The sequence below is a fragment of the Acinetobacter sp. YH1901141 genome, from assembly GCF_013416935.1.
In the GTDB taxonomy this organism is placed as follows: domain Bacteria; phylum Pseudomonadota; class Gammaproteobacteria; order Pseudomonadales; family Moraxellaceae; genus Acinetobacter; species Acinetobacter towneri.
The window spans coordinates 1-2,489 of the sequence record NZ_VPEY01000064.1; the positions used below are offsets into that span (position 1 = coordinate 1).

Genomic DNA, 2,489 nt, shown 5'->3' on the forward strand with positions numbered 1-2,489 from the left:
TACCAGCGTACGGCCCACAGAATGATGTCACGCTGAAAATGCCGGCCTTTGAATGGGTTCATGTGCAGCTCCATCAGCAAAAGGGGATGATAAGTTTATCACCACCGACTATTTGCAACAGTGCCGAAAATAGCATTGATTTAGAGCTTTATGATCCAAAGCATACTGCAACCAACCAAACACAGGGTTTGAAATTACTGAGCAGTGAAAAACCTAGAACATTAACCAATGTCCCACTTAAAGTAACGACCACTAATATTCCATTAAGACATAGTGCCGCAGTAAGGGCAGCAGAAACCATGCTGATGGCGGATAGTACAACTTCAACCACTTTTTATAATTGTACAACAGGTTTTAATGTGAAAAACGCTGCGGGTACAAAATTTGCGACCACAGCGGCTCACTGTAAGAATTACAAAATTACTGTAGATGACCGCAAGACAACTGGCAATGATAATATTGCACTAACCTTTGTGGGAGACTTCTGGAATGGTAGTCAGGATTTCCAAACCATGAGTTTAGTATCATCTACACATACCTTGAACCCAGAATTTTTCGCCAGTGACAATGTGGTCAAAACTCTAACTGGTCGACGTACACAAGGTAACACACCTGTTGGTACGTATGTCTGTCATTATGGAATGAAAACTGGTTATAGTTGTGGTACGGTTCAGTCGACCGCATTTAAAGCATTTGGTACTGACAATAAATGTGGACCATCAGGGGCAGGTGTGTGTAATGCAACATGGGTAAAAGTTTCAGGTCCAACGTTGGATTGTTGGGGTGGCGATAGTGGTGGTCCAATCTTTATTGGAAGTGTGGCGGCAGGGTTATTATCTACTGCAACTTATCAAGGCACATGGAGTTCTTCCATGAAAGGTCAGGGGTATTGCGGAGGTGCCGCCAAACCTAATGGATATATGACCTATATGTCTACTGATGAACTCTATAAAGAGGGTTACTCATTATTATACGGACAATAACGATGACTAGAATATTTATACTGATGTTCGTCGTTGGACTTTTGAGCGCTTGTCATAAGCCTTCATCAGCCGATCAGTCCAAGATACAAGAATTACAAGTGATGTCCTTTAGTGAGCAGACCTTGGCGCAATTTTCTTGGGAATTAATCGAGGCAACAAATGCTAATAGTGAACGTATAGATTCATTATTTCTGGCTTCAAAACCTGACCAACCTATCACGCTAAAATTTGCAGAAAAGATGCTGTATATTGGGAATTTGTTTTGTAATATAAATTCGATTGGTATTCATTTTAAGGGCAATCATTTATATGCTGAACAACCAATTGTTGCCACAATGATGGGCTGTCCTGATGATATCAACTTACGTGAAAGTACGATGATAGATATTCTGGTGAATGCTCCCACATTATATCTTCAATCTCGTAAGGGGCAGGCACAACTGCTTATAGAAACACAAAAAAAAGAGAAATTGATTTTTAAAGGTGTTCAAGTCAACAAGTAGTCTAAATTCTTGCAGTACACTGATGAAAATCATAAGGTAAAGTTAGATATGAGGAAGCCCAATCATTTAGTTGGGCTTCTTTGTTTAAATATAATTTTAAGAGCCGGTAACTTATTTTCTGTAAGTTCCCTTTTACTATTTTTCTTTTGAGTATTTTATTAATCTAATTCTTTTACGCACTCAATAAGTATTACCACTATACCAACTCTTAGAAAGAGCTTTGAATTCCCTATTTAACATAATGGCGGTTATACGAAGTCGACTTGTAATGCAATTTGCATTACAGTACTCCTAGTACATTAAATAACTGGGAGATATGATGGCTACTGTTAACTTCAGGGTCGATGAAGCCCTTAAAGAAAAATCCTATTCCATCCTTAAAGAACAAGGTATTGCACCAACTGAATTCTTCACCAACATACTTGAGTATATTGCAACTACAGGAAAACTACCTGTTCAAAAAGCATTGCTCTCAGAAGAAGATGCTGAATTATTAGCGACTGTACGTAAGCGAATTAATGACCCTAAAGAAATGTTCGAGGAAATTACTTTAGATGACTTATAAGCTTTTACGTCATAAGGACTTCACAGCTGAATGGGAAAAACTTCCCAGTACTATCAGAGATCAATTTAAGAAGAAACTCGCTAAGGTCATAGAGCAGCCACATATTCCCAAGAATATCCTCAGAGGTGATCTTGCAGGCTGCTATAAAATTAAATTATTAAAGGCTGGAGTCAGATTAGTTTATCAAGTCAAAGATGATCAAGTAGTCATCTTGCTCATCACCGTTGGGAAACGAGCTGACAGCATAGTTTATGACGAAGCGAAGAAACGCATTAAAGATTAAAAATGGGGGCTATAAGCTCCCATTTTTGTGTTATTCCTAAGTAGAAATGTCCTACCTAATAACCAAATAGAAATGTCCTATACAGACACTTCCAAGTCAAGCACAGGATTCAGATTTCGTTCTTTGATTACTGTTTTCTGTGCACGTCTGCTCGG

4 protein-coding genes are annotated in these 2,489 nt (G+C 38.6%); all 4 read left to right on the top strand.

The features are described from left to right. Nucleotides 1–983 (top strand): S1 family peptidase (locus FTV52_RS14880; protein WP_373683432.1); only part of this gene is annotated, 983 nt, incomplete at its 5' end. Nucleotides 984–985: 2 nt separating this feature from the next. After that, on the top strand, nt 986–1,486 hold the full coding sequence (locus FTV52_RS14380; protein ID WP_074163995.1) for an META domain-containing protein: 501 nt from the start codon (nt 986–988) through the stop codon (nt 1,484–1,486). 319 nt (nt 1,487–1,805) lie between these two features. Continuing rightward, a complete protein-coding gene (locus FTV52_RS14385) occupies nt 1,806–2,051 on the top strand; it encodes a type II toxin-antitoxin system RelB/DinJ family antitoxin (protein ID WP_179991036.1) in 246 nt (81 codons plus the stop codon). Further along, nucleotides 2,041–2,334, top strand: a complete 294-nt coding sequence (locus FTV52_RS14390; RefSeq protein WP_086266486.1) for a type II toxin-antitoxin system RelE/ParE family toxin — start codon at nt 2,041–2,043, stop codon at nt 2,332–2,334. Before FTV52_RS14385 ends, FTV52_RS14390 begins: the two co-directional genes overlap by 11 nt. Nucleotides 2,335–2,489: the final 155 nt, after the last annotated feature.

Bases quoted from the DNA above. Each gene is read 5' to 3' on its own strand.
- FTV52_RS14380 (WP_074163995.1), top strand. From the start codon at position 986: ATGACTAGAATATTTATACTGATGTTCGTCGTTGGACTTTTGAGCGCT.
- FTV52_RS14385 (WP_179991036.1), top strand. From the start codon at position 1,806: ATGGCTACTGTTAACTTCAGGGTCGATGAAGCCCTTAAAGAAAAATCC.
- FTV52_RS14390 (WP_086266486.1), top strand. From the start codon at position 2,041: ATGACTTATAAGCTTTTACGTCATAAGGACTTCACAGCTGAATGGGAA.